The organism is Kribbella sp. (assembly GCF_035687465.1).
Lineage (GTDB): Bacteria > Actinomycetota > Actinomycetes > Propionibacteriales > Kribbellaceae > Kribbella.
The window spans coordinates 1-21,955 of sequence record NZ_DASRXP010000341.1 but is presented as its reverse complement, the minus strand read 5'-3'; the positions used below and the strand labels follow the sequence as shown (position 1 = coordinate 21,955).

Annotated in this window: 26 protein-coding genes; 20 read left to right on the top strand and 6 right to left on the bottom strand. The window is 68.8% G+C overall.

Annotated elements, in window-relative coordinates; translation table 11 throughout:
• The coding region (locus VFG33_RS18055; RefSeq protein ID WP_414672963.1) for a transposase at positions 1-210 on the top strand (210 nt) is incomplete at its 5' end.
• A 439-nt stretch (positions 211-649) separates the two neighbouring features.
• The gene (tuf, locus tag VFG33_RS18050) at positions 650-1,837 is read left to right on the top strand and encodes an elongation factor Tu (RefSeq protein ID WP_325054056.1); all 1,188 of its coding nucleotides are present in this window, start codon (positions 650-652) and stop codon (positions 1,835-1,837) included.
• Positions 1,838-1,892: 55 nt separating this feature from the next.
• On the opposite strand, the gene VFG33_RS18045 is transcribed toward tuf, so the two are convergent.
• Positions 1,893-2,150 carry a DUF4031 domain-containing protein gene (locus VFG33_RS18045; protein WP_325054055.1) on the bottom strand — a complete coding sequence of 86 codons (258 nt, stop codon included), beginning with the start codon at positions 2,148-2,150 and terminating at the stop codon, positions 1,893-1,895.
• Positions 2,147-2,872: a copper homeostasis protein CutC gene (locus tag VFG33_RS18040; protein WP_325054054.1), complete on the bottom strand. Its 726-nt coding sequence runs from the start codon at positions 2,870-2,872 to the stop codon at positions 2,147-2,149. Before VFG33_RS18040 ends, VFG33_RS18045 begins: the two co-directional genes overlap by 4 nt.
• 147 nt (positions 2,873-3,019) lie before the next feature.
• Here VFG33_RS18040 and VFG33_RS18035 point away from each other — a divergent pair, with 147 nt between their 5' ends.
• The 3 genes from VFG33_RS18035 (at position 3,020) to VFG33_RS18025 (ending at position 4,784) form a co-directional block, all read left to right on the top strand.
• Positions 3,020-4,060 (top strand): LacI family DNA-binding transcriptional regulator, encoded by a 1,041-nt coding sequence (locus tag VFG33_RS18035; protein ID WP_325054053.1) that lies wholly within the window; start codon positions 3,020-3,022, stop codon positions 4,058-4,060.
• A 76-nt stretch (positions 4,061-4,136) separates the two neighbouring features.
• Complete coding sequence (locus tag VFG33_RS18030) at positions 4,137-4,361, top strand: hypothetical protein (RefSeq protein WP_325054052.1); 225 nt, start codon at positions 4,137-4,139, stop codon at positions 4,359-4,361.
• 78 nt (positions 4,362-4,439) lie between these two features.
• Entirely contained in the window at positions 4,440-4,784 is a 345-nt protein-coding gene (locus VFG33_RS18025; protein WP_325054051.1) for a DUF8819 family protein, read from the top strand.
• Here VFG33_RS18025 and VFG33_RS18020 read toward each other — a convergent pair.
• From VFG33_RS18020 to VFG33_RS18010, 3 genes are read right to left on the bottom strand one after another with little or no spacing between them, the layout of a single operon-like run.
• Positions 4,777-5,460, bottom strand: a complete 684-nt coding sequence (locus VFG33_RS18020; protein WP_325054050.1) for a DUF998 domain-containing protein — start codon at positions 5,458-5,460, stop codon at positions 4,777-4,779. The two genes, VFG33_RS18025 and VFG33_RS18020, sit on opposite strands and share 8 nt — an antisense overlap.
• Positions 5,460-5,951, bottom strand: coding sequence for a Clp protease N-terminal domain-containing protein (locus VFG33_RS18015; protein WP_325054049.1), 492 nt, complete (start codon positions 5,949-5,951; stop codon positions 5,460-5,462). Before VFG33_RS18015 ends, VFG33_RS18020 begins: the two co-directional genes overlap by 1 nt.
• Positions 5,951-6,181, bottom strand: a complete 231-nt coding sequence (locus VFG33_RS18010) for a hypothetical protein (RefSeq protein WP_325054048.1) — start codon at positions 6,179-6,181, stop codon at positions 5,951-5,953. Before VFG33_RS18010 ends, VFG33_RS18015 begins: the two co-directional genes overlap by 1 nt.
• Positions 6,182-6,324: 143 nt before the next feature.
• Here VFG33_RS18010 and VFG33_RS18005 point away from each other — a divergent pair, with 143 nt between their 5' ends.
• The 4 genes from VFG33_RS18005 to VFG33_RS17990 are packed head-to-tail and all read left to right on the top strand — an operon-like array spanning position 6,325 to position 8,335.
• Positions 6,325-6,663: an ArsR/SmtB family transcription factor gene (locus tag VFG33_RS18005; RefSeq protein WP_325054047.1), complete on the top strand. Its 339-nt coding sequence runs from the start codon at positions 6,325-6,327 to the stop codon at positions 6,661-6,663.
• Positions 6,660-7,130: an SRPBCC domain-containing protein gene (locus tag VFG33_RS18000; RefSeq protein ID WP_325054046.1), complete on the top strand. Its 471-nt coding sequence runs from the start codon at positions 6,660-6,662 to the stop codon at positions 7,128-7,130. The genes VFG33_RS18005 and VFG33_RS18000 overlap by 4 nt, the downstream gene beginning before the upstream one ends.
• Before the next feature lie 3 nt (positions 7,131-7,133).
• Positions 7,134-7,739 (top strand): dihydrofolate reductase family protein, encoded by a 606-nt coding sequence (locus tag VFG33_RS17995; protein ID WP_325054045.1) that lies wholly within the window; start codon positions 7,134-7,136, stop codon positions 7,737-7,739.
• A gap of 2 nt (positions 7,740-7,741) precedes the next feature.
• The gene (locus tag VFG33_RS17990) at positions 7,742-8,335 is read left to right on the top strand and encodes a dihydrofolate reductase family protein (RefSeq protein WP_325054044.1); all 594 of its coding nucleotides are present in this window, start codon (positions 7,742-7,744) and stop codon (positions 8,333-8,335) included.
• Here VFG33_RS17990 and VFG33_RS17985 read toward each other — a convergent pair.
• Positions 8,332-9,042: a peptidyl-tRNA hydrolase gene (locus VFG33_RS17985; protein WP_325054043.1), complete on the bottom strand. Its 711-nt coding sequence runs from the start codon at positions 9,040-9,042 to the stop codon at positions 8,332-8,334. The genes VFG33_RS17990 and VFG33_RS17985 overlap by 4 nt on opposite strands.
• A 95-nt stretch (positions 9,043-9,137) precedes the next feature.
• Between VFG33_RS17985 and VFG33_RS17980 the strand changes: the two genes are divergently transcribed.
• The 11 genes from VFG33_RS17980 to VFG33_RS17930 form a co-directional block, all read left to right on the top strand.
• Entirely contained in the window at positions 9,138-9,929 is a 792-nt protein-coding gene (locus VFG33_RS17980) for a thymidylate synthase (protein WP_325054042.1), read from the top strand.
• Complete coding sequence (locus VFG33_RS17975; RefSeq protein ID WP_325054041.1) at positions 9,926-10,387, top strand: dihydrofolate reductase; 462 nt, start codon at positions 9,926-9,928, stop codon at positions 10,385-10,387. The genes VFG33_RS17980 and VFG33_RS17975 overlap by 4 nt, the downstream gene beginning before the upstream one ends.
• Positions 10,388-10,525: 138 nt before the next feature.
• Entirely contained in the window at positions 10,526-11,779 is a 1,254-nt protein-coding gene (locus tag VFG33_RS17970; RefSeq protein ID WP_325054040.1) for a toxic anion resistance protein, read from the top strand.
• 38 nt (positions 11,780-11,817) lie between these two features.
• Entirely contained in the window at positions 11,818-12,444 is a 627-nt protein-coding gene (locus tag VFG33_RS17965; protein WP_325054039.1) for a hypothetical protein, read from the top strand.
• Complete coding sequence (locus tag VFG33_RS17960; RefSeq protein WP_325054038.1) at positions 12,441-13,943, top strand: AAA family ATPase; 1,503 nt, start codon at positions 12,441-12,443, stop codon at positions 13,941-13,943. Before VFG33_RS17965 ends, VFG33_RS17960 begins: the two co-directional genes overlap by 4 nt.
• The gene (locus VFG33_RS17955; RefSeq protein ID WP_325054037.1) at positions 13,940-15,268 is read left to right on the top strand and encodes a GlnX family signal transduction membrane protein; all 1,329 of its coding nucleotides are present in this window, start codon (positions 13,940-13,942) and stop codon (positions 15,266-15,268) included. Before VFG33_RS17960 ends, VFG33_RS17955 begins: the two co-directional genes overlap by 4 nt.
• Positions 15,265-16,233 carry a glutamate ABC transporter substrate-binding protein gene (locus tag VFG33_RS17950; RefSeq protein ID WP_325054036.1) on the top strand — a complete coding sequence of 323 codons (969 nt, stop codon included), beginning with the start codon at positions 15,265-15,267 and terminating at the stop codon, positions 16,231-16,233. The genes VFG33_RS17955 and VFG33_RS17950 overlap by 4 nt, the downstream gene beginning before the upstream one ends.
• Positions 16,233-17,405: a hypothetical protein gene (locus tag VFG33_RS17945; RefSeq protein WP_325054035.1), complete on the top strand. Its 1,173-nt coding sequence runs from the start codon at positions 16,233-16,235 to the stop codon at positions 17,403-17,405. Before VFG33_RS17950 ends, VFG33_RS17945 begins: the two co-directional genes overlap by 1 nt.
• Positions 17,402-19,669, top strand: a complete 2,268-nt coding sequence (locus VFG33_RS17940) for a serine/threonine-protein kinase (RefSeq protein ID WP_325054034.1) — start codon at positions 17,402-17,404, stop codon at positions 19,667-19,669. Before VFG33_RS17945 ends, VFG33_RS17940 begins: the two co-directional genes overlap by 4 nt.
• Complete coding sequence (locus tag VFG33_RS17935) at positions 19,666-20,733, top strand: protein phosphatase 2C domain-containing protein (protein ID WP_325054033.1); 1,068 nt, start codon at positions 19,666-19,668, stop codon at positions 20,731-20,733. The genes VFG33_RS17940 and VFG33_RS17935 overlap by 4 nt, the downstream gene beginning before the upstream one ends.
• Positions 20,734-20,763: 30 nt before the next feature.
• Positions 20,764-21,955: VWA domain-containing protein (locus VFG33_RS17930; RefSeq protein ID WP_325054032.1), on the top strand; the 1,192-nt coding region annotated here is incomplete at its 3' end.

Below are 21,955 nucleotides of genomic sequence, written 5' to 3'. Positions count from 1 at the left end.
GGCACCAACGAGAACACCAACGGCCTCCTGCGCCAGTACTTCCCCAAAGGCACCGACCTGTCTGGCTACCACCCCGACTACCTCGACTACGTCGCCGCCCAACTCAACAACCGACCCCGCAAACGCCACCACTGGCGCACCCCCGCCGAACGCCTCGACCAGCTACTCTCAGAACCCTTCACCCCACCCACTGGTGCACTCACCGCCTGAATCCGCCATCACTGTGGGCAGTTGGCGAGGGTGAAAAGGGGACGAATGATCAGGCGGGCTTTCGCCGCTGTGGCGAAGGCTGTCTTGCCCGTACCGGGCCTTCGCCGCTGTGGCGGAGGCCGTCTTGCCCGTACCAGTTCGGCAGCGGGAATTACGTTGCCGTGGGCAGCGTTGATCTCTACCGTGACCATCATGTTCCGCGTGGATTCTGCTGCGTACCTGTCAGGCCTTTGCCTGCCGGGCGCTGCCGCGTGGACGTCAGCGGATGCAGATCTGCACACCGGCGCGCGACGCCGACCCTTCTCCTGCTGAAGCAGGACCCGCGGAGGAGGGTGGCACGCAAAACCGGCCCCCTCACCGCAAGCGAGAGCTGTGCGGAAGGTGGGCCCTGGGGTCCTGGCTCTTCGAATCTTCTGACCAGCAAGGGAAAAATCACATCATGGCCAAGAGCCAGTTCGTGCGGACCAAGCCGCACCTCAACATCGGCACCATGGGGCACGTCGACCATGGCAAGACCACGCTGACCGCCGCGATCACCAAGGTGCTCGCCGAGCGCGACCCGAGTGTCAACCGGTTCGTCGCGTTCGACGGGATCGACCGGGCGCCGGAGGAGGTCCAGCGCGGGATCACCATCAACATCTCGCACGTCGAGTACGAGACCGCCACCCGGCACTACGCGCACGTGGACATGCCCGGGCACGCCGACTACGTGAAGAACATGATCACCGGTGCCGCCCAGGTGGACGCCGCGATCCTGGTCGTGTCGGCGCAGGACGGCGCGATGCCGCAGACGCGTGAGCACGTGCTGCTCGCGCAGCGGGTGGGCGTCCCGTACCTGGTGGTCGCCCTGAACAAGGCGGACGCCGTCGACGACCCCGAGCTGCTCGACCTGGTCGAGCTGGAGGTCCGGGAGTTGCTGTCGGAGTACGGCTTCCCGGGCGACGAGGTACCGGTGATCCGCGTCTCCGGCCTGCGCGCGCTCGAGGGCGACCCCGAGTGGACGCAGTCAATCGTCGACCTGCTGGACGCGGTCGACTCGTACGTGCCGACGCCCCCGCGGGTGCTCGGTGAGCCGTTCTTGATGCCGATCGAGGGCGTGCTCACCATCAGCGGCCGTGGCACCGTCGTCACCGGCGCGGTCGAGCAGGGCTCGCTCCGGCTCGGCGACCCGGTCGAGGTGGTCGGACTCGGTCCGACCGTGACCACGACGGCGATCGGGATGGAGACGTTCGGCAAGTCGCTGGAGACCGCCGAGGCGGGCGACAACGCGGCGATCCTGCTGCGTGGCATCAAGCGCGACGAGGTCCGTCGCGGCCAGGTGGTGGCGTTGCCGGGGTCCGTGCATCCGCACCGGAAGTTCCGGGCGCAGCTGCACGCGCTGTCGACGTCCGAGGGTGGACGGCACACGCCGTTCGCCGCGGACTACCGGCCGCAGTTCTACTTCCGGACCACGGACGTGCCGGGCGGCATCGACCTCGGTGAGATCGAGCTGGTGATGCCGGGCGACACGATCGAGCTGGGCGTGGAGCTGGCCAAGCCGGTCGCGATGACAGTCGGCCTCGGCTTCGCCGTCCGCGAGGGCGGCCACACCGTAGCCGCCGGCACCGTCACCGAACTGCTCGACTGAAGAGCAACCGCTGACAGGGATGCCCCGGGCTTAGCCGCCCGGGGCATTCTTGCTGTCAGGAGCCCTTGCGGTGTCTGAGGCCGGAGTCGATCAGGCGGCGGACCAGGACGCGGCTGGCGACCGGGGTGGCGCCGGCCGCGATGATCTCGTCGTACTTGTCGGACGGGACGTCGTAGTGATCCCGGTCGAAGCCGCGGGCCGGGATCCCGACCTTCCGCGCGAACGCGTGCAACTCGTCGTACGACTCGTCGCTGACCAGGTGCGACCAGACGCGGTTCCAGCCCGGCCAGACCGGCGGATCGATCAGGATCACGCCTGTACTCCGGTGTCGTCGGACCTGGAGTCTTGGGCGTCGAGGAGGTTGCGCCAGGACCGGACGAACCGCGAGTTCACGTACGCCTTCGTCCACGACCCGTCCTGCCGGACGGACGACCCGACGTGGAACCGCCGTACCCCGCTGCCGTAGAGCCAAGGAACGTGCTCGGGCCGAAGCGACCCGCCCGCCATCATCACGCTCGCGACCTGCGGCTCCTCTTTGGCCAGCTTGCAGAGATCGTCGAGTCCATGCTCGACCCCGAGCGAGGATCCCGCAGTGAGCACACAGTCGAGCCCTTGGAAGGACCGCAGTGTCCGCCAGGCCGGCCGCTGTTCCAGTACTGCGTCGATCGCCCGGTGGAACGTCCACGGCGTACCGGCGAAAGTACTCGCCAACGCGGCGACCGCCTCGGCGTCCACCTCGTTGTCAGGCGTCAGGAATCCCAGCACGAACCCGTCCGCCCCGGCCGAAAGGTAGGACTGCGCCATCGCCGTCAGCCGGTTGAGCTCGGCCCCGTTCGTGGTGAAGGAATCCGACAGCCGCAGCATCACCCGCAACGGAAGGTCCGTCACCCGCCGGATCGCGCTCACCGTCGACACCGACGGACACAACCCGTCCGCCTCCATCGACGCACACAACTCCAGCCGGTCCGCCCCACCCTCCTGAGCCGCCTCAGCATCCGCCGGATGCAACGCAATAACCTCCAGCAACGAACCCATGCCCCACATCATCCTGCATCGCCGCCCCCGCACCCGCGCACTCTTCCTCGATATTGCTGTTGCGCTCTCGCGGGGGTCTTCTGTATCGTTTTTCTAGAACGATTTAGAAGAACGATACAGAAGGCTGCTCGGAGGAGGGTGGACAAGATGGCTGGTGGAGTCACCATCAAGACGGTCGCGCAGGCTGTCGGGGTGTCGCCGTCGACGGTCTCGAACGCCTACAACCGGCCCGACCAGCTGTCCGCCGCGATGCGGGAGCGGATTCTGAGCAAGGCGCAGGAGCTCGGCTATGCCGGTCCCGACGCGTCCGCCCGGGCTCTGCGCAGCGGCAAGGCGGGGGCGGTCGGGGTGTTGTTCACCGACAAGCTCGCCTACGCGTTCTCCGACCCGTACGCCGTCGGCTTCCTCGCCGGGCTGGCCGAGGTCGCCGAGGAGTTCACCACCAGCCTGCTGCTGATGCCGCTCAGCTCGTCCGACATCCAGGGCGGGACCAACGCGGTGCAGCAGGCGGCGATCGACGCGGCGGCGATCTTCTGCGTCGCGGGTGGGCACCCGGCGCTCGACACGTTGCGGACCCGTGGGGTGCCGATGGTGTCGACCGACCGTGGCGATCACCCGGACATGTCCTGGGTCGCGATCGACGAGATCGAGGCGGCCGCCAAGCTGGGCAAGCACCTGGCCAGGCTGGGGCACCGCGACCTGGTCGTCCTGCTGGACAACGCCGAGGCGGCGGGCAGCCGGCCGGTCGAGCTCACCCTCGACCAGGTCGGGTACACCGACTGCGAACTGCGAATCCGCGGCCTGCAGAAGGAGATGCCCGACGCCCGCATCCGGCTCGTCTCGGGTGGGCACAACGCCTTCAGTTCGGGGCTGGCCGGGGCCGAGTGGGTGCTCGATTCGCAGGACCGGCCGACCGCGATCGTCGGGCTGAGCGACGTCCAGGCACTCGGTGCGATGGAGGCGATGAAGACCCGTGGTCTGGTGCCCGGCAGGGACCTGACCGTGGTCGGCTTCGACGACATCCCCGCGGCCGAGGTGGCCGGCCTGACCACCATCCGCCAACCGATCAAGGACAAGGGCCGCACGGTCGGCCGGGTGCTGCTCGACCCGGCGGTCACCGATCGGCAGATCGTGATGCCGACCGAGCTCATCGTCCGCTCCAGCAGCGGTCCGGCACCGCGTAGCTGATCCAACTTCACAAGAACCACCGACGGCCGACCGGTCGCCGGACACTTCACCACGCTCTCCGGAAGGGAGCAGAACCATGACTTACTACATCGCCGGCAACACCGCCGTGGAAAACGCGCGGTCCTTGTCCCAGTCCGCCCTGCCCAACGCTCCCCAGGAGCCGTACTACGAGAAGCAGCCGCGCCGCCGCCTGGCCGTGCGCACCCGCGTCAGCGCAGCCCTGCGTACCGCGGCCCAGCACGAACTGAAACTGGCCGACCGGATCGACCCGGCCCCGACCTGCCCAACCGCCGCTCACTGACCCCGAATCCCGGGGCGACAAAACCCCAAGCCTCGTGGCTTGGGGTTTTGTCGGTTCTGTCTGGCACTCTGAAGGGCGATGACTGAGCCGCTGATCTTGCTGACTGCCCGCGCCCTGGTGCTTCACGACCTGGCCGCGCGGGGGTTCGACGACGCCATCATGGTGTCCGTGCTCGAGGATGCCGTCGCCGGACGGCAGTGGTGGCTCGACCAGTGGCCCGACGGCGCGGAGCACATCGCCGGCCTGGTCGCGCAGGACGTCCAGGACCGCCTGGTCGACTCCGGCGTCCGCTGGCCGCGTTGCACCGCCTGCGACGACCTCAACGACCACGAGCTCCGGATCGAGCCCGAGCTCGGCCCCGACCCCCACTGGGTCTGCGAACGCGCCGGCATCAGCGTCGCCCCCCTCGGCAACCTCACCTGACCCGCGCGGCCTCACCGACCCGCGCCGCCTCACTGACCCGCAGCACCCGGGTCGCGACGATCACCATCCACGTCCAGCCGACGATCACACAGAGCCGCTGGAACAAGCCGGCCATGTCGACCCACGGTTCCGACTGGGAGAACCCGGCGCTCGCCAGGAAGAAGAAGACCAGGTAGCTGGTTGCGCTGAGCAACGAATAGACCAGCCATCCGCGTCCCTGGCCACGAGCAAGCACCACCTGCGCCAAAGCCAGCGCGAGGAACCCGGGAAGCGAGAACGCGTCATGCAATACACCGGCCGTCGAGTACTCGACCGCGGCCGGTGTGCCGATCGGATAGCCGCTGACCGGGCTGGTCGTGAATACGCCGGCGCCGAGCAACCCCACCCCCCAGATCCCGACCAGTACTACGCCTGCGCGCCCGACTAGGCGGGAACGCCAGAGGCCGGTCGCGAACAGGATCGTCAGGGTTCCGCAGACCAGGAACGTGGCGGTCTGGGCCCAGCCGTTCTCCCCGAGCTCCAGCGAGCTGACCGGGTGCCGAAGGAACTCGTAGCCGTCCGATTTGGCGATTCCCTGGATCAGGAAGGCCAGGACGAACAACGGGCCGGCCACGAGTCCGCAGTACAGGAGGCGGCGGGTCCCCGCTTCCCACGGCCCGCCAAGTGCCCGGCTCATCAGTGGTCGCCCTGCTCGGCGGCTTCGGCCGCCCGGGCTCGGAGTGCCGCACGGTCGATGCCGGCGAGGTCGAGGGCGCGCGGGACCCGGCCGAGCTTGGCGTCGAGTACGCCCACCAGCATGTGCGCCGCGCCGATCCGCCCGCCGCCGAACCCGGACGCGGTGTCCCCGGCCCGTTTGAGTAGTCGCACCGTCGATTCCCCGATTCGCGGGCGACGGTCAGGGTCCGGTGTTGCCGTCGGCAACTCGGCGACCGCGACGGTGATCCCGGCGACGGCAAGGCTCTGCTCCCATTCACGATCGAGGGCCGCACGGATCTCGTCGCGGCTCAGCCCGGCCTCGGCGAGCAGCCGCGCGGTCGTCGTACCTTCGAGTGCGGCCAGCGCGAGCAGCACGTGCTCGGCCTCGATCGTCGCCGCTCCGTCCAGTTGGGCTTCACTCCTGGCCCCACGGACCAGTACGGCCCGCACATCCTTGGTGCTGGTCGACATCAACGCCTCCTCAGGGCGACGCCCGCGGCGATCAGCCGCTTGGCATGTTTTTTGTGCACTGCCTGCCGGGTGACTCCCAGCACCTCGGCCACATCGGACCAGCTCCAGCCGGTCCGCATCGCCTGCTCCACCTGGCTGTCCTCCAGCCGGTCCGCCAGCCGCCGCAACGCGACGACCGCCGCGAGCCCGGCGCCGGGATCGGCCGGATCCGCCAGTTTCTCGGTCTCCATCCAGTCCTCCCTCTTCCCTGTAAGCAACTTAGGTTGACAACCTTGATTTGTCAACCAGAGTTGCTTAGGCCTCCCGGTTGACCTGATCGCTGTCGTCTGGTTATAGTCAACACATCGGTTGATCAAAGGAATGGTTGATAAACATGACAGTTGACGAGGACCAGCTCGACCGGGCCTTCACCGCACTCGGTGACCCGGTCCGGCGGGCGATGATCGCTCGGCTGTCCCGTGGACCGGCCACCGTGAACGAACTGGCCGACCCGTTCCCGATCACCAAGCAGGCGGTGTCGCGGCACATCCAGGTGCTGGAGGCCGCTGGGCTGATCACCCGGACCCGGGACGGGCAACGCCGTCCCTGCCACCTGGTGCCGGCCGCCCTGGAAGCACTGACGAGCTGGATCGACACCTACCGGCTCGACACCGAACGCCGGTTCCGCCGGATGGACGCAGTACTCACAACCATGAAGGAGCAGGAGCAATGAGCGACACGATCATCAACACCCCGGCCGGTACGCCGTTCGTCGAGGTGACCCGGGAGTTCGACGCGACCCCGGCCCAGCTGTTCAAGATCTGCACCGACCCGAACCTGGTCGCCCAGTGGCTCGGTCCGCGCGAGCTCGAGGCCACCGTCGAGAAGTACGACGTCCGCCCGGGCGGGACCTACCGCTACATCCACAAGGACGACTCCGGTGAGTACGCCTTCCGCGGGGTCTTCCACACCGTCGAGCAGGACAAGCTGGTGATCCAGACCTTCGAGTGGGAAGGCGCTCCGGGGGAGGTCTGCCTGGAGAAGATGACGTACGAGCCGACCGAGACCGGCGTCCGGCTGCACCAGCAGTCGGTGTTCCCCTCGGTGGCCAGCCGCGACCAGTCCATCGAGTACGGCATGGAGCACGGCATCCGCGAGTCGATGGACCGGCTGGCCGACCTCGTCGCCAAGGAGGGCTGAGAGATGAGCCAGGTCATCGTCGACATCTCGGTGTCGCTGGACGGCTACGTCACCGGGCCCAACGTCGGTCTCGACAACGGACTCGGCGACGGCGGCATGGCCCTGCACGACTGGGTCTTCCACGGCAACGCCGAGGACGGCGCCGTTTTGGACGCCTCCTTCGAAGGAACCGGCGCGGTCATCCAGGGCCGGAACCTGTTCGACATCATCGACGGCCCGGGCGGCTGGAGCGACGAGCTGGGGTACGGCGCCAAGCCCACGGGCGAGGTGAATCCGCCGATCTTCGTCGTCACCCACACCGCGCCCGAGCAGACTCGGCTGGGCGATCGCTTCCGCTTCGTCAGCAGTCCTGAGGACGCCGTCGAGCAGGCGCTCACGGTTGCCGAGGGCAAGGACGTTGTCGTGATGGGCGGTGGTCAGATCTGCCACGAGATCCTCGCCGCCGGCCTGGCCGACGTACTGCGATTGCATGTGGCAACCGTCGTACTCGGCGACGGCACCCGGCTGTTCCCGGCCGAGGCCGGGCCCGCTGTCGGGCTGGAACTCCTCGAGTGCGTCTCGACGCCGGCCGCGCAGCACCTCACCTATCGAGTAGAGAAGGAGAAGTAATCATGGGAAACGTCATCGCCTCCGCCGTCGTGTCACTGGACGGGTTCGTCGCCGACACCGAGGACGGCGTCGGGCCGCTGTTCGACTGGTACAACAACGGCCCGGTAGAGGTCTACGGCACCGACCAGGGCCGGCCGTTCCACCTCAGCCAGGCGAGCGCCGACTACATCAACTCGACCTGGCCGAACGTCCGCTCCTGCGTGATCGGCCGCCGCCTGTTCGACATCACCAACGGCTGGAACGGCGTCCCCGCGGTCGGCGACCACGTCTTCGTCGTCACCCACGAGCCACCCACCGACTGGCCGTTCCCGGACGCGCCGTTCACCTTCGTCAACGGTATCGAGGACGCGATCGCGCAGGCCAAGGAACATGCCGGGGACAAGGACGTCTCGGTCACCGGCGGCAACCTGACCGGACAGGCGATCGCCGCCGGTCTGGTCGACGAGATCTCCTACAACCTGGCCCCAGTCCTCTTCGGCACCGGCGTAGCGTTCTTCGGTGACTACGTCGGCCCGCAGGTCCTCCTGGAGGACCCCAGGATCGTCCAGGGCGACCGCGTCACCCACCTGCACTACCGCGTCCGGTCCGGCGACTAGCCGCGGAGGGCGGGGTGGTCGGCGACAACCGTGTAGCTGCCGGGGTCGACCTCGGTGAAGCCCGCATCCTGTACTACGGGGAGGCCGCTGCCCAGCAAGGATTTCCATTGGGGTGGGGTGGCGGTGCGCACGACCAAGGTGAAGTTGTCCGCCTGCCAGGACTTGCGATCGGGGTCGGTGAGTTCGAGCCAGGCGAGGTGGGCGGCGTGGCCGCACTGGGCCATCGTCTTCCCGGTGGACATCGTCAGGCCTGGGTTCACCCACAACACAGGGACCGCGGGGTCCGGTGCCGCCGGTGGCTCGGGGTCTTCCAGGTCGGTGCCGGTGATCTGCAGCTTGGCCAGATCCTTCGGCACGGCATCCAGCGGCACCGGCGGAAACACCCGCACCTCCGCGGAAACACCAGCGGGAGCTCCCGGGCCCGGATCGGCGGCGAGCGTACCTGCGCCGGTCACGGTGATGCCAGGGAGGGCGGCGGCTCTCCTCCACTCAGCGCCTCGCGCTCGGCGGACGACCTTTCGGATCCGGGCGTCCTGCCAGGCCCGCATCGCGTCGGCCCACTCGCCGTCGCCTGCAGAGCGCTCGTCCGCCAGGATCGAAAGCACCGCCCGCGCGGCAGTCTCCAACGCATCAGTCTGCCCGGGCCGCTCGGCCTTCTCCACCCGCAGCACCAGCGTCAGTACGTACTCGACGTCGCCCTCGCTCACCCGGGCGAGTCTGCCAGCCGCCCGCTCACCGGACACCTCCGCCGTCGCCCGTGGCGCGCCCGGGTGGCCCTTCGAGCGGCTGTTAAGTTGGCCGTATGCGGCAGTATCTGGAGCTTCTCGACCATGTCCTCACCAACGGCGTCGAGAAGGGGGACCGGACGGGGACCGGCACGCTGAGCGTGTTCGGGTACCAGTCGCGGTACGACCTGACTGCCGGGTTCCCGGCGGTGACGACGAAGAAGCTGCACCTGCGGTCGGTGATCGGGGAGCTGATCTGGTTCCTCAGCGGCTCGACGAACATCAAGTGGCTGCACGAGAACAACATCTCGATCTGGGACGAGTGGGCCGACGCCGACGGTGAGCTCGGACCGGTCTACGGCTACCAGTGGCGTTCCTGGCCGACCCCCGACGGCCGGCACGTGGACCAGATCGCCGGCGTGATCGAGGCGATCAAGAACAACCCCGACTCCCGCCGGCACATCGTGAACGCGTGGAACGTGGCAGACGTGGACAGCATGGCGTTGCCGCCCTGCCACACCATGTTCCAGTTCTACGTCGCCGATGGCCGGCTGTCGTGCCAGCTGTACCAGCGGTCCGCCGACATCTTCCTCGGTGTGCCGTTCAACATCGCGTCGTACGCGCTGCTCACCCACATGGTCGCGCAGCAGACCGGGCTCGAGGTCGGCGACTTCGTCCACACCCTCGGCGACGCGCACCTCTACCTGAACCACCTCGACCAGGCCAAGCTCCAGCTCACCCGCGAGCCGCGTCCCCTGCCGACGCTCGAGCTGACCAAGCGGGTCTCGATCGACGGCTACGAGATCGCCGACGTCCAGCTGATCGGGTACGACCCGCATCCCGGGATCAAGGCTCCGATCGCCGTATGACGGTCATCCTGATCGCGGCCGTCGGCAGCAACGGGGTGATCGGCCGGGACAACGACCTGCCCTGGCGGATCCGCGAGGACCTGCAGCACTTCAAACAACTCACCCTCGGCCACACCCTGGTGATGGGCCGCAAGACCTACGACTCCATCGGCCGCCCACTGCCCGGACGCCGTACGGTCGTCATCACCCGCCAGCAGGACTGGACCGTCGAGGGCGTCGAGGTGGTCCACACCCTCGAGGACGCCCTGAAGCTTGCCGTCGACAACGACCTGTACGTCGCGGGCGGCGGCGACGTCTACCGCCAGGCCCTCCCGTACGCCGATCGGCTCGAACTCACCGAGGTCGACCAGGCCCCCGAAGGCGACGTCACCTTCCCCGCCTTCGACCGCTCCGGCTGGCGCGAATCCGCCCGCGATCCCCGCGAAGGCTTCAGCTTCGTCACCTACCTTCGCGCCTGACCACCCTCGGCGACAACGACTACGCAACGAGACGGGCCGGTTGGGCCGGGAACCGCGTAGATTGTGTGCGCGTCACGGTGTTTGTGACATGGGGACGCGAGCGCCTGCTCGCGGGGAGGCCACCGGAGGGGTACGACGATGACCGAAGCTGACAACACGCAAGGTGCCGGAGCAGCGCAGGCCGCGCAGTCGCCATTGCAGCCGCCCACGGCCACTGCACCGGGGCTGATACTGACAGCGCCCGCTCCGACACAGCCCGTCGCTGCGACCGCCGCGCCGAGCCTCGCTCCGGCAGTGGACCCCGCCGCACTTCCGGGCCTGGACTCCAAGGTCGACAGCTTCCTCACCTCGCTGATGACGGCCGAGCCGCGCTCGCCCGAGTTCGCGCAGAAGGCCGGGGACGTGCGGAGCATGGGTGATGTCGACATCCGGCACGCCGCGGAGAGCTCGAACCGGCTGCTGCAATCCCCGGTGCGGGCCCTGCAGAGCGGTGGACTCGCCGAGGGGTCGACTGTCGGGAAGACCTTGCTCGAGCTGCGGCGTACGGTCGAGAACCTGGATCCGAAGGAAGCCACCGGGGCCAAGAAGCTGCTCGGGATGATCCCGTTCGGGGACAAGATCGAGGACTACTTCCGCAAGTACCAGAGCGCGCAGAGCCACCTCGAAGGCATCCTGCACTCGCTCCGCGACGGCCAGGACGAGCTTGGCAAGGACAACGCCGCGCTGAACCTGGAGAAGCAGCAACTCTGGGACGCGATGGGCCGGCTGAACCAGTACGTGTACGTCGCCGAGCGGCTGGACGCCCGGTTGTCGGCCGCGATCACCGACCTGGAGATGAGCGACCCGGAGAAGGCGCGCTCGCTGCGCGAGGACGTGCTGTTCTACGTCCGGCAGAAGCACCAGGATCTGCTCGTCCAGCTGGCCGTGTCGATCCAGAACTACCTGGCCATCGACATCGTGATCAAGAACAACATCGAGCTGATCAAGGGCGTCGACCGCGCCTCCACCACCACGGTCTCGGCACTCCGTACTGCGGTGATCGTGGCGCAGGCCCTCGGTAACCAGAAGCTCGTGCTGGACCAGATCACCGCGCTGAACACGACCACCAGCGGCATGATCGAGCGGACCTCGCAGATGCTGCGGGACAACTCGGTCGCGATCCAGCAGCAGGCCGCGTCGGCGACGATCGGGCTGCCACAGCTGCAGGCGGCGTTCGCGAACATCTACGCCACCATGGACGCGATCGACACCTTCAAGGTGGAGGCGCTGGACAACATGGCCGCCACCATCGGCACGCTCGAGACCGAGGTGACCAAGTCCCGCAGCTACCTGGACCGGGTGGCGCAGCAGGACCAGCGGGTGGTCCAGGGCAGCCTCGACCTCGGCCGCTGATCGCGCGACAAACTAGCCCGGGGGGATGGGACAACTGGATGGCATTGGGAGATTTCTTCGCGCGGCTGACTGGTCGCAAGGCGGAGCCCGAGGCTGCCCCGATCCCCCGCGCGCCTACCAACGATGATCTGCTCGCGGCGCTGGTCCGGGTCGAGCAGTTGGTCGCCGACGGCGCAGTACCGGCCGTCGTCGCCTCCCGGGTGGGACGCGTGGTGCGGGTCGTCCGGGAGACCATCCCGCGGCTCGGCAATCTCGGCGGCAGCATCCAGGCGTACAACGTGATGGCAACCGCGACGGACTATCTGCCGGAGGCCATCGGCGGGTACCTGCGGCTGCCCAGGCAGTGGGCGGACAGTCGGCCGGTGGACCGTGGCAAGACATCGCTGATGATTCTGATCGACCAACTGGACCTGTTGGGGTCCACGATGGACAAGGTGTCCGACGCTGTGAACCGCCACGACGCCGCAGCGCTGATCGCGCACGGCAGGTTCCTGCAGGAGAAGTTCGGCACCGGCTCGACCGGAGGAAGCCTGGCCCTCGGCCCGACCACCTCGACCCCGGCGCCCGACGTAGGCACACCTGACGAAGGCGGGCAGGGGCCGGCCGGGCAAAGTCCGGGCGGGCAGGGGCCGTTGCAACCACCTACTGGGCGGGGAGGGGCATGAGCGGCGTGGGGGGTAGTTCACTGCAGGAGGCGCTGTCGGGCCTGCTGGCTGTCGCCGCGCGTGCGGGCGTGCGGGAGCAGACTGCCCGGGCAGAAGCACTCTCGCTCGCCGCGGCACTTGCCGAGTCCGCACCGGGCGCATCGGCCGACTGGGCCAAGGTGACACCCGGGGCAGGCACACAAGACTTCTTCGACGCGGCCGTGCGCGGCAGGCGATGGCGGGGCGCACCGACCGCAGTACTGACTGATCTGGTCGCACAGGGATCACCCGAGAAGATCCCGTACGCCGAAGCGCTGGCTGAGGTCGCCTCAGCAGCTTGCGCCCTGGGTGAACCCACTATGCGCGTCATCGGCAACGCGTCAGTCGCAGCAGCCGCGCAACTCCAAGCAGCGGGCGCCCGCGTGATCCAGGCCGGAGCACCCGGGTCAGCACCGATCCCCGGCGGAACGCATGGGCTGGGCGGATCGCCTGTGCCGGGCGCAGCGGGGGCGACTCCTGCTCTGGCGGCCACAGCCGCACAGCCCGCAGTACAGGAAGTAGAGAAGCCGGCGAAGTCTGTTGAGGAGTTGCTGGCGGAGCTGGATGAGTTGACCGGGTTGGCGACCGTCAAGCGCGAGGTGCACCGGCAGGTCGCAGTACTGCGGGTCGAGAAGCTCCGCACCGAGGCGGGACTCAAGAGCCCGACCATCACCCGGCACCTGGTATTCGTGGGCAATCCCGGCACCGGCAAGACGACAGTGGCCCGGCTGGTCAGCGGCATCTACAAGGCACTCGGCCTGCTGTCCAAGGGCCAGCTGATTGAGGTCGATCGCTCTGAACTAGTCGCCGGCTATCTCGGCCAGACCGCGACCAAGACCGCGGAGGTGGTCGCGTCGGCGGCGGGCGGGGTGCTGTTCATCGACGAGGCCTACAGCCTGACCGCGGGCGACCTAGGCGCCGACCAGTACGGGCGTGAGGCGGTCGACACGCTGGTCAAGGAGATGGAGGACCGGCGCGACGATCTGGTCGTGATCGTGGCCGGCTACCCCGAGCCGATGGAGACGTTCATCGCCGCGAACCCGGGCCTGGCCAGCCGGTTCCGGACCACGATCGCGTTCGACGACTACAGCGACGACGAGCTGACGGAGATCCTCACCGGGCTGGCCGAGGGGGCCGACTACGAGCTGACGCCGAACGCGCTGGACCAGTTCAAGGTGATCCTGGCGTCGACGCGGCGGGACCGGTCGTTCGGCAACGGGCGGTTCGCCCGCAACATGCTGGAGGCCGCGATCGGGCGGCACGCCTGGCGACTGCGCGACGTGACGGCACCCAGCACCGACCAGCTGCGTCAGATCCTGGCCGAAGACCTCACCGACGAACCAACCGATCCCCCACCAACCACCCCAGCAACCGACCTGGCACCAGACGCAGCACTGGACCCAGCGGCAGACCCAGCAGTTGATGCGGCCCCGGAGCGGACCGCCGTTGAGGCTGAGCCCGAGCAAGGAGAACAGGCGTGACCCAGACAGCCAGCGCGCCCCCGGCGACAGCGCCGCCGCCCGGGCAGGTCGCCCTCCAGCAGCCCAGCGCCTCCACCGCCACCTTCACCCCCGCGGCTACCAGCACGATCCAAGCCTGGTTCGCCGGTACGCCGGGCCGCATGCGCGCGTTGCTGATCCTGACCGCGGTGATGGCCGTCCTCTTCGGCCTCGCAGCGGCCCAGGGATTCCAGCAGTCCGACGGCGCACTGCAGCGAGCCGAGGCGAACACAGCCCAACTGGTCCGGGTCCAGGCGATCCACACCAGCCTGGTCAGCGCCAACGCCGACGCCACCAACGCCTTCCTCGTCGGCGGCCTCGAGCCTCCCGCCCAGCGGCAGCACTTCGTCGACTCGATGACGACCGCCTCCAAGCTCGTCGCCGAAGCAGCGACCGCACAGCCCGCCGACCAGCAAGCACTGGGCGAACTGAACGCCACCCTGCTCACCTATCAGGGCCTGATCGAACAAGCCCGAGCCAACAACCGCCAGGGCCTCCCGATCGGCTCGCAGTATCTGAAGGACGCGAACGCGAGTCTGCAGAACGACTCCCTGCCCTTGGTGTCCGCTCTGGTGAAAGCCAACGAAGAGCGAGTCTCCACCGAGTTCGACGGCGTCAGCCGGGGCAACATCTGGCTCCTCGTAGGCGGTCTGCTCACCCTGGTCGTGCTCGGCTTCACCATGATCTGGCTGGCCAAGCGAACCCACCGCTACGTGAACCTCCCACTCGCCTTCGCCGGAGTCCTGGTGCTACTGACCATGCTCGTCGGTGGTACGTCGCTGGCCAGCGCAAGCGGTTCCGCCAAGGACACCAGATCCCACTCGTACGCGGACACGCTGGCGATGTCCCGCGCCCGCATCGCGGCGTACGACGCGAAGTCCAACGAAAGCCTCACCCTGATCGCCCGAGGTTCAGGCGCCGCCTTCGAGAAGGACTGGGTCGACTCCGCGAAGACCGTCGACGACCAACTAGCCATCGTCGCCGGCACAGCACCACAGGCCCAGCAACCGTGGACCGCCTACAAGGCCAACCACACCGAGATCCGGAAGCTGGACGACGGCGGCAACTGGGACCAAGCAGTCCCCAAGGCGATCGCTGCCACCGGCACCTCGGCCAACACAACGTTCGCTGCCTTCGACACGGCAACCAGCAAGAAGCTGACCGACTTCAGCACCGCAACCCGCGGCGAGCTGACCGACGCCCGCAACGGACTGCCACCGATCGGCTGGCTCGGCATCCCGATCGGCATCGTCGCCGCACTGCTCGCCGCCTGGGGCCTGTCCCAGCGACTGGGGGAATACCGATGAAGAAGAAGAGCCTGATCGCTGCCTCACTGGCCGCCGCCCTCCTCCTCCTCACCACCGCTTGCGCCTCCGGCGACTACGCGGCGACGGAGCTTCCCGTCAAGCCAGCCCCGACGACGCCTTCTCCGGCGCCGACAGCCGCGCCGCCGGCGTGCCGCAACCCGCTCGCCTCGTACGCACCGAGTGGCGCCCTGCCCTCACCCGACGCCCTGCCCGCCGGCTCGACCATGGCGAGGATCAAGGCCAACAAGCGACTCATCGCCGGTGTGTCGGCGGACAGCCTGCACCTGGGCTCCCGGAACCCGATCACCGGCGCGGTCGAGGGCTTCGACATCGACATGCTCCGGGCCGTCGCACAGGCGATCTTCGGCGATCCGAGCAAGGTGGAGCTGCGGGTGATCTCCAGCCCGCAGCGGATCCCCGTGCTGGTGAACAACTCCGTCGACATCGTCGCCCGGAACATGACGATCAACTGTGTCCGCTGGGAACAGATCGCCTTCTCCGCCGAGTACTACCGCTCCGGCCAGAAGGTGCTCGTCCAGCGGGACTCGACGGCCAAGACTCTTGACGATCTGCCCGGCAAGACGATCTGTGCCCCGGCGGCCTCCACCAGCCTGGAGGCCCTCCGCAGGCTTTATCCCAAGGTCATCCCCATCACAGCGGACACCGACACCGGTTGCCTCGTGCTTTTCCAGCAGGGCAAGGCCTACGGCATCACTGGCGACGACACGGTCCTCGCAGGTGAAGCCGCGCAGGACCCGTACGCGAAGGTCCTTCCGGAGAAGCCCTTCAGCCAGGAGCCCTATGGCCTGGGGATCAACAAGGACAAGAAGGACTTCGTACAGTTCGTGAACGGCGTCCTCGAAGAGATGAAGGCGGACGGCCGCTGGATGGCGTCGTACAACAAGTGGCTTGCCCCTGACCTCGGCCCGCTGTCGGCGCCGCCGGCGCCTGTGTACGGCAGGTGATGACGGTTCGTACGCCGACTGCCGTTGCGCCGGCGCCTCCGGGGAGGATCGGCAGCAGTATTCCTGCGAAGGACCTGCTGGCGTACCTCGACGTGCTCGGTACCTGGCGCGACCGGCGTAGTGCCGAGCTGGACGAACTCGACCAGGCTGCCCTGAACTCCCCCGAGGCCGACGCGCTCAGCGCCGACGTGGTGCTGTCGATGGCGGTCTGGAAGGCGGTCTCGGACCGGTACGAACTGATCCTGGTGACCTGGGACTCCGGCCGGGTCGGCCCGACCGAGACCGAGCGGATCTCCACCCTGATCTGGGGCGGCCTCGACACCGGCGCCACCGGCTCGCTCGCGGTCTCGTTGCCTGAGGCATGCACTTTGTCGGACGCCCTGGCCGCCAGCCTGCGCGCCCGCCTCGCGCTGGAACCAGGTGACGCCGATCTCGCCGCGCGCCTCCGCCAGCTCCGCGCCCAGGTCGAGCGGATCGGCGACCTGGTCACCCGCGAACCGGCGAACGCCCGCAACGCGGCGATTGCCGCACACCACGACCTCGATCGCCGCGTCACCGATCTGACCGAGAGGGCCAAGCGCGGCGCGGATGTCGGCGGCCTGATCGGACCACTCGAGATCGATGCTGCCCGCAACGAACGGGACCTGATCGTCGGCTCCGCGACCCGCCGCGAACGCGCCGCGGATGTCGCCCGAGCCCGATCGGTGCGGAACGAGCTCGAGGCCCAAGGCCAGGCAGTACGCGCCCTGGCCGACCGTTGCGTCGCCGGAGTCACGCCGGCCCCGCGGCTCGGCGTACCGGATGTCACTGCGCTTGGGCCGGTGCCGAATACCCCTGCGGAGCTGGAGAAGTACCTGACCCGGCTGGACGCAGTACGGCGTGCTCTGGGGCAGGCGCAGTCGGCGTACGGGGCTGCACTGGCACGCAGGGACGAGCTGGCCGGGCGGCTGGATGCGTACCAGGTGAAGGCCGGCAGCCTCGCCCGGACGGCCGGGACCACCGAAGACCTTGCCGAGCTGTACCGGCGCGGTCGCGAGGTACTGAAGGACGAACCCGTGAACCTGGTCCGGCTGGGCGCGCTCGTGGCGGCCTACCAGACCTATCTGGACACCAGTCTTGCCGCCGACCCGCCGGTGCATCCGGCAGGTCGCGCCACAGGAGGGACGACATGACGACCATCGCCTGCACCCAGCCCGGTTGTACCGGCACGATCATGGACGGCTACTGCGACGTCTGCGGGTCTCCAGCCCCCGCCGGCGCGGTCAGCCCGTCTGCGGTCGCCGGTGCCCCGGATGTAGCCGCACCGGAAGCACCTGAGCCGATCAGCTCGCCCTCGACCGTCTCCCGGGCTTCGAACCGGCTGGCCTCAACGCCGCTCGGCTCAGCCCGCGCCACCGCGGCCGGCTCGAAACTGACCCGACGCCTCGGTACTTCGTCCACCCGCCTGCGCGGGGCCCGGCTCGGCGCCGGTCTGACCAACGTGCCGCCGATCCCGGCGATCGACGCGAGCAAGGCGATCCTGTCCAACCCGATGGTCCCGGAGGACCGCCGGAGCTGCCCGAACTGTGGCAACCCGGTCGGCCGGGCTCGCGGCGACCAGCCGGGCCGCACCGAGGGGTTCTGCCCGAAGTGCCGCAGCCCGTTCTCGTTCGCGCCGAAGCTGCAGGCGGGCGACCTGGTCGGCGGGCAGTACGAGGTGGCCGGCGCCCTGGCGCACGGCGGTTTCGGCTGGATCTACATGGCCCGGGACAAGAACGTCTCCAACCGCTGGGTGGTACTGAAGGGCCTGCTGAACTCCGAAGACCCGGACGCCGTCGCGGCCGCGATCGCCGAGCAGCAGTTCCTGGCCCGGGTCGAGCACCCGCTGATCGTCGAGATCTACAACTTCGTCACCCACGAGGGCGCGGGCTACATCGTGATGGAGTACGTAGGCGGCACCTCGCTGAAGACGCTGCTCAAACAACGCATGCAGGCCAACGGCGGCCGGTACGACGCGCTGCCGATCGACCAGGCGATCGCCTACATCCTGGAGATCCTGCCGGCCTTCTCCTACCTGCACGACCTCGACCTGGTCTACTGCGACTTCAAGCCGGACAACATCATCCAGGTCGGCGACGCGGTGAAGCTGATCGACCTGGGTGGCGTCCGGCGGATCGACGACATGGACTCGGCGATCTACGGCACGGTCGGCTACCAGGCGCCCGAGGTGCCCGAGGTCGGCACCTCGGTTGCCTCTGACATCTACACGCTCGGGCGCACCCTGACCGTGCTGGCGATGGAGTTCCGGGGCTACCAGTCGACCTATCTATCCTCGCTGCCGCCAGTGGCGGACGTGCCGCTGTTCCAGGAGTACGACTCGGTCTACCGGCTGCTGCTGAAGGCCTGCGCGAAGGACCCGGCCGACCGCTTCGTCTCCGCCGACGAGCTGCGCGTCCAGCTGCTCGGCGTACTGCGTGAGGTGGTCGCCACCAAGCGGGGCGGCGGCGCGGCGCAGCACTCCACGTCTTCCCTGCTCTTCGGCAGCCCGGGCGACCGCGCCCTCGGGATGGGTGACACCGCACCGCCGTGGCAGCGGCTTCCGTCCCTGGTCCCGGACGACAGCGACAAGCAGTCCGACTGGCTGAAGTCCGTGAGCGTGCCTGACCCGGCGCAGCGGCTCGGGGTCCTCCTCGGCGCTCCTCAGCGCTCGACCGAGGTGCGGTTGGCGACTGCCCAGGCAGCGCTGGAGTGCGGGCAGTACGAGCAGGTCGACCAGACGGTGACGGTCCTGCTCGGTGAGGATCCCTGGGAGTGGCGGGCGGTCTGGATGTCCGGACTGGTCGCGCTGGCCCGGGGAGACTCCGCGGCAGCGCAGTCGGCGTTCAACGCCGTGTACGGCCAAGTGCCGGGTGAGCTCGCTCCCAAGCTGGCGCTGGCTGTGTCCTGCGAGCTCAGCGGCGAGTACGACGTTGCCGAGGGCCTCTACCAGACCTGTGCTCGCACCGACGCGAACTACATCGCACCGTCAGCCTTCGGGCTGGCTGCCATCCGGTCGAACCGTGGCGACCTCGACGGAGCGGTGGCAGCGCTCGACCTGGTCCCGCCGACCAGCGGCGCGTATGTCCGGGCTAGGCGGCAACGAGCCGGACTACTGGCAGGATCGGGGCGTGGGCTCGCCGCACTGGCCGAGGCCATGGGCAGTATCGAAGCCCTGACGATCGACCCGATCGACCGGGCGAACCTGTCCGCGAGCGTGTTCAGGACGGCCCTGGACGTGGTGCTCGGCTCCGGTCCGGAGCCGCAGCTGCACATCTCGGGCCGGGCTGCTACCGAGCCGGAACTGCGGGAAGGCCTGGAAGCGGCCTACCGTGAGCTGGCCGGACACGCCCACAGCCGGGAGGAACGGGTCGCCCTGGTCGACCTTGCCAACGAGGTTCGAGGATGGACGTTGCGATGACGAGTACGACCCGGACGGTCTGCCCCAGCTGTGGCGGACCGATCTCCGACGCCGATCTGTTCTGCGAGGCCTGTGGTGCCGAGCTGGCACCGGCCGCCCTGGGCAAACCCGCGATCGACACCGACACCGAGCCCACGATCGAGCTGAACCCAGCCGCCGTGCCGGACCTGTCCGAGGGGGCCGCGCCAGGTCCCTGTCGCTCCTGCGGCGGTGTCGTCGGCGCAGACGGCTATTGCCAGACCTGCGGTACGAAGGCGAGCAAGCCCCGGGACCACTTCAGCGAGCAGCCCGCGCCGTGGGTCGCCGCAGTGTGCGACCGCGGGATCCGGCACAGCCGCAACGAGGATGCCGTGGCGATCGCTGCCGACGCGGAGCCGGGTAGTAGAGCCTTGCTGGTGGTGTGCGACGGCGTCAGCTCGTCGCTGGACTCCGACGTGGCCAGCCTGGCTGCTGCGCGCGCCGCGCGCGAAGTACTGGTTGCTGGGCATGCGCAGGGGATGGGCACTGAGTCCTCGCGTAATGCAGCGGTTGTCGCTCGGCTCACGGCAGCCGCCGACGCCGCTAACGACGCAGTACTGGCGAACACCAGCCCGGACAGCCCGAACCCGGCGTCCTGCACGTTCGTCGCCACTGTGCTGGAGGACGGCCTGCTCGTCGCCGGTGTAGTCGGTGACAGCCGGGCCTATTGGTTCCCGGATAACGCAGAGGCTGTCGGGCTGACTGTGGACGACTCCTGGGCGGCTGAGCTGATCGCTACCGGGGTGCCGCGCCACGAGGCCGAGACCGGCCCGCAGGCGCATGCCATCACCCGGTGGCTCGGCAAGGACGCTCCGGATCACACACCTCGTACGACAACCCTGAACGTGAGCGGACCCGGCTGGCTGCTGGTTTGCTCGGACGGCCTGTGGAACTACTGCTCCGAAGCGGCACCACTGGCCGACCTGGTCCGTCAGACCGCAGCGGCCCACGGCGGCGAGCCGTTGGCCACCTCGTCCGCATTGGTCGACTGGGCGAACGCCCAGGGCGGCCAGGACAACATCACCGTCGCGCTGGCCCGCCTGTGACCCGCCAGACCACCCGAAAGGACGCCTGAGATGGCCGAGTTCACCGCCTCCGTGTACCAGAACGAGTTCCTGCCCGACGGCGGCACGGACGTCCACGCGATCGTCACGGTGGCCTGTACCGGTGCGGGCGCGGCCGGCCAGTCCGGTAGCGGCGACGCCGGCGAGATCATCATCGTGGACACCTCCGGCTCGATGGGTGCCGACGGCGTCCGGGCCGCCGCGTACGCCGCGCAGACCGCGCTCGACCAGATCCTCGACGGGGTCTGGTTCGCGGTGATCTCCGGCAACGACCGGGCCCAGCTCGCCTTCCCGCCGTCGCCCGAACCGGTGATGGTGAAGATGGACCAGTTCACCCGGCAGGCGGCGAAGGACGCGGTGGCCCGGTTCTACGCCGACGGCGGGACCGCGATGGGGACCTGGCTGCGACTGGCCGCGCGGGTGTTCGCGACCGTGCCGTCGCTGACCCAGAAGCACGCGATCCTGCTCACCGACGGCGAGAACCAGCACGAGACGCCCGAGGTACTGACCGCCACGATCGAGGCCGTCACCGGCCAGTTCCAGTGCGACTGTCGCGGGGTCGGCGTCGCCTGGCAGGTCGCCGAGGTCCGCCGGATCGCCACCGCGCTGCTCGGTACGGTCGACATCATCCCGGCCCCGGACCAGCTCGCCGCGGAGTTCTCCAAGCTGATCCGGCAGGCGATGAGCAAGGGCGTTGCCGCCGCCGACATGCGGGTGTGGGCTCCGCAGGGGGCGCAGGTGCTGTTCGTCCGGCAGGTCGCACCGAACGTCGACGACCTGACGTCACGTCGTACCGAGGTGAACGCCCTGACCGGCTCCTACCCGACCGGCTCGTGGGGCGACGAGTCGCGGGACTACCACGTCGCAGTACGGCTTGCTGCCAAGGGAATCGGGCAGGAGCAGCTCGCGGCGCGCGTGCAGCTCGCCATCGGTGAGCAGGTCGTCGCACAGGGCCTGGTGCGGGCGCTGTGGTCGTCCGACGAGGGGCTGACCACGCGGATCAGCCCGGAGGTCGCGCACTACACCGGACAGACCGAGCTCGCCGACGCGATCCAGGAAGGCGTGGCGGCGAAGGCCGCGGGCGACACCGCGACCGCCACGACCAAGCTCGGCCGGGCAGTACAGCTCGCCGCCCAGACAGGCAACGAGGAAGCGACATCGCGGCTGCGCAAGGTCGTCGACATCGACGACCAGGACACCGGCA